Genomic DNA, 4,021 nt, shown 5'->3' on the forward strand with positions numbered 1-4,021 from the left:
GCAGCCATACGGCAACGCAGTTTGAGAAACAGATATTGGCACTTTGGGTACTGATGCCGGTGAGTCTGGCGGTATCGGAAGCGGTCAAATCAAGTGTGAAAAGGCGCAGGATTTGACGGAATTTTGATTCGGTAATTTTACTGAACTTTTGGTATTTGTTTTTAATAGGTATATTAGAAGCTTAACATCATTTTTGCTGATTTTTCTTTCTAAGCCCCATGGGTTTTGCAAAGCATTTCAGCGTGCATCACGGCGACAATGGGTTTGCCCGAGGTATGCAACATATCAACGGTATCGAATTCTTTTGGCGCTATGCCAAACATCGCTTGGCACGATTTAACGAGGTGCCGGAACATACTTTTACCTGCATTTAAAAGAAGGGGCTGAAGTAGATTAGCCCTAAATACCACACCAGTCCCGCAAGATTTTCAACTGCTCACTTGGTGTGCCAAAGTTAAAACGAAACCCGCATTCTTTCAAGAATAGGGGGAAAAGACTTCCGGTCGATTCCGTTGTATTTGCGCAGCACACGCTTGGCCTGATTCCAAAAATTCCCAATGCCGTTGATGTGGTTTTGTCTCTGGGCAAATGTCTTGCCGTGGTTAATCCTATGGTGGTGAAAACCGCCGACATCCGGGACATCATCGCTGCTTAAACTGTCGGTATACACCACACTGTCCGGCATGATTTTCTTCGCAATAACAGGCAACAAACTCTCTTTTTTGGCGTTATCCACGACCACGGTATAAACCTTGCCGCCATGTTTGAGGATACCGAAAACCACTTTGCCTGCGGCTCCTGTGCCGCGTTTTCCTTTGCGCTTACCGCCGGAGCAGCTCTCATCTGACTACGGAACCTTCAAAAACCTGATGCCTACAAGGCCGAATGACGGCTGATGACGAGGCGGATTTTGCGGTAAAAGAGTATGGCGGTGTTGGGCCGGATACCCAAGACATCGGCAGCCGAACGGCGGTAACTTCCGGCACAAAATATCTGAATAGTGTCTTCTGTGCTTTTTTGCTTAATTTACAGTTTGTTATCTTCATTTTAGCAGCCTGTCATGACCGCTAACCTACGTCAGCTCCTAAAAGAAACCCTGGGTTTCGCTTCAGCCACCGACAGGATGATCTATAATAAAGCACTATATGGAAATATGCGGAAAGACCCCTTTAAAATGAATTTTGCTTCATAAGACCTGAAATAAATATATAGGGTATGTGAGATAAATGGGACTAAGAGGGATAAAGTTGGATTTAGTGGAATGGGAGATTTGAAACAATATTGCATAGAGTGAAATAAAATGAACGGGCTAAATCGGCCCCGTTTTTTATACCTTTACTCAGGGATTTTAGAGCGATATCGAGAAGTGCGTGCTCGGTGCTGAGTTGGGGCCGGCTCTGCTGCGCCCAGCTTGGCCGCCGAGATGGTGGATGGCGGCGTATTTTTTATTGCTGTTGATGAGGGCGAAGCCGGTTTTTGACTTGAGTGTTGATACTGGAGGCAGCTGGCCTGAGAGTTGCAGGGTTTTACCGCCGCTGTTTGCCGCTCCAGCCCCCACTTTCAAAGTTGTTCTCCGTGAGGGATACAATCTTCAGTGGCGATGCGCGTATCATGGGGTGAGTATCAGTGTCATTCTTCAGCAGTTGACTGAGGCCTTCCTGTACTTGTTTATAGTCTACGCTGATTCCCAGCATTATTAATCTTTCAGTAAACCAAACACCCACATCAAGGCGGCTTTGCTGGTCGACAGCCCTTTTTTTGAAGCGGGGTTATTAGCTATCATATCTGCTAAAGCAGTGCAGGCGATGTTGGGGTATACAACCCAGGCTTTGTCGGCAGCCACCCGCTGCCGATGGTTTTTTTGCTATCCCCGCCCTGCGGGGTTCGGATTGCCGTTCAAAATCAAACCATATCATCCCCGGCTGTTTAAGCCGTACCGCTCATCACCCCAGCCGAAAAAACCATCCACATCTTTCCCGCCTGCCTAGTTTTCTGTGTTTTCTAACAGTTTCGGTTCGGGCGGGCATGGCAGAATAGGTGAGGAAAACCCAAGAAAAGCAAAAGAATCCGCAAACACCGTATTACAACGGAGCAAAACCTTCAGCCTGCTGTAGAACTATACCCCGCGAACGCAATCACCAAAGGAGTCCGGTTACCGGCCAGATGAAAATATAGCGGCTGCCTGTTTGCGCACGGTAGCGTGCTCTAGAGAAAAAATGTTGGCCGTGTTTTTCACCATGCCCCCTGCAGACGGTGTTTCACGATTTCCAATCTGAATCCGTTTGAATACTTTTCCATAAAAAACTGCACCTCATACGTTGGGTAGATAGTGCCTGACTTTTGGGATGCAGTCTATGCACTGCCCCCATCAAAAGCAACGCGCTGCCAAACAAAACACCACGCCGCTCCCGCCTGAAACACCGCATCAACGCAACCATTGGGCAAACGGCCTGCCGCTCCGGCGCGGGAACCCAAGGTCTGTTACCGCCGAAACCCTGCATACAACCAAGCCCACAGCCGTCTGAAAACCATCGCGAACACAAGCGGAGACTCTGCCGCCATACTTTCAACGACCATAACGGCTGACATCAAGAGCAACCCGCCAACCGGCTTTTACTCCAAGCAAAATCTATAAGGCACCACCATAAACGGCAGACCACGCATTTCCAAAAATAAACAATACCGAATACAAAAGCGCCCTGCAAAAGCAGGGCACGACTTGGTTGCTGGTTGAATACACAAAGGGTGTTGTTCTATCTTTGCTATAATCCTAAATCTCGCCTTAAAAAACGAAAGAACCAATCATGGTTCTACCCGCATGCCCGCAATGCAACCCTAGTTGACTTATCACGACTCTGCGCAGTTTATCTGCTCCGAGTACGCCAATGAATGGCAAGAAAACGAGTCTGCCGTTGAAACGGCACCAAAGGTAAAAGATGCCAACGACGGCACGCTGCTGGCCGATGGAGATTCTGTGGTATTGATTAAAGATTTGAAAGTGAAAGGCAGTTCAATGGTGATTAAACAGGGGTACCAAAGTGGAAAGTATCCGCTTTCAAGAAGGCGATCATGGTATTGTCTGCAAAATCGATGGCAGCACCATAAACCTGAGGTTGGAATTCGTGAAAAAAGCCTGAATTTTTTTGCAAAGATTTGCCCCGCCGCTATAGTGAAACAAACCTAAACATGGGGCAAAGCGCAGGGCTGCAGACAGTAACAGTACGGCAAAGTAGGGCAACACCGCATCGTGTTTGGCTTGATTTTGCGATATAATCTGCCCCGTATACAGGTTGGGCAGACAGCCGCCGCGCAGCGCGTAAGGCCTGCGGGGAGGAAAGTCCGGGCTACAGAGGGCGGGATGCCGGCTAACGGCCGGGCGTGGCAACACGATGGAAAGTGGAACAGAGAGCGAAACCGCCGATGGCTGTTTTCAGCACAGGCAAGGGTGAAAAGGTGCGGTAAGAGCGCACCGTGCACTTGGTAACAAGGTGCAGCAGGCTAAACCCCATCCGTAGCAAGACCAAACAGAACGCGCAGACGCGGCCCGCCGAGCGTTCGGGTAGGTTGCTGGAGCGCCCCGGCAACGGTGCGCCTAGAGGAATGGCTGTCCAACGACAGAACCCGGCTTACCGCCCGACCTGTATGCATTGATTCAAATCCGGCCGTCTGAACGTTTTTCAGACGGCCGGATTTAATTTACCTTTCCTCTAAAAAGATACATAACAAGGCTCTAGACTGGCAGCTTTATATAAATTTACTTTAAAAGCCCCCCAAAGTTGGTGACTCAGTTCATCAGAGTTTCGATTCCATCGCCATCCGCATTCCCTCAGGTGCAAATCAAAGTTTTTGGTTACGCCGTTGAATTTGGCGGGCCTTTGTTTGGTAAAACTCCGGAAGCTTTCAATACCATTGATGTGCCCGGTACCATCCGCAAACTCATTTTGTCCGTGATTAACGCGCAAATGTTTAGAGTAGCCGGCATCGACCAGGCCGCTGTAACCGCGCCGGCTATCAGAATAAA

Annotated in this window: 2 protein-coding genes, 1 other RNA gene and 4 pseudogenes; 3 read left to right on the forward strand and 4 right to left on the reverse strand. The window is 48.9% G+C overall.

Annotated features, from left to right (window positions below; all coding sequences use genetic code 11):
• Positions 1 to 172, reverse strand: a pseudogene (locus IR141_RS13615) (IS1595 family transposase); the annotation flags it as partial.
• A 46-nt stretch (positions 173 to 218) separates the two neighbouring features.
• Between IR141_RS13615 and IR141_RS12090 the strand changes: the two are divergent.
• Positions 219 to 397 (forward strand): annotated as a pseudogene (locus IR141_RS12090) (IS1595 family transposase); the annotation flags it as partial.
• 2 nt (positions 398 to 399) lie between these two features.
• On the opposite strand, the pseudogene IR141_RS12095 reads toward IR141_RS12090, so the two are convergent.
• Positions 400 to 1,046, reverse strand: a pseudogene (locus tag IR141_RS12095) (IS1595 family transposase).
• A 302-nt stretch (positions 1,047 to 1,348) separates the two neighbouring features.
• Complete coding sequence (locus IR141_RS12100; protein ID WP_245231745.1) at positions 1,349 to 1,558, reverse strand: phage virion morphogenesis protein; 210 nt, start codon at positions 1,556 to 1,558, stop codon at positions 1,349 to 1,351.
• A gap of 1,246 nt (positions 1,559 to 2,804) precedes the next feature.
• Between IR141_RS12100 and IR141_RS12105 the strand changes: the two are divergent.
• A pseudogene (locus IR141_RS12105) lies at positions 2,805 to 3,137 on the forward strand (zinc ribbon domain-containing protein YjdM).
• 149 nt (positions 3,138 to 3,286) lie between these two features.
• Positions 3,287 to 3,645, forward strand: an RNA gene (rnpB, locus tag IR141_RS12110) — RNase P RNA component class A.
• Positions 3,646 to 3,707: 62 nt separating this feature from the next.
• On the opposite strand, the gene IR141_RS12115 is transcribed toward rnpB, so the two are convergent.
• The coding region (locus IR141_RS12115) for a transposase (RefSeq protein WP_209304435.1) at positions 3,708 to 4,021 on the reverse strand (314 nt) is incomplete at its 5' end.

The organism is Neisseria sp. 19428wB4_WF04 (genome assembly GCF_015235335.1).
GTDB classification, from domain to species: domain Bacteria; phylum Pseudomonadota; class Gammaproteobacteria; order Burkholderiales; family Neisseriaceae; genus Neisseria; species Neisseria musculi.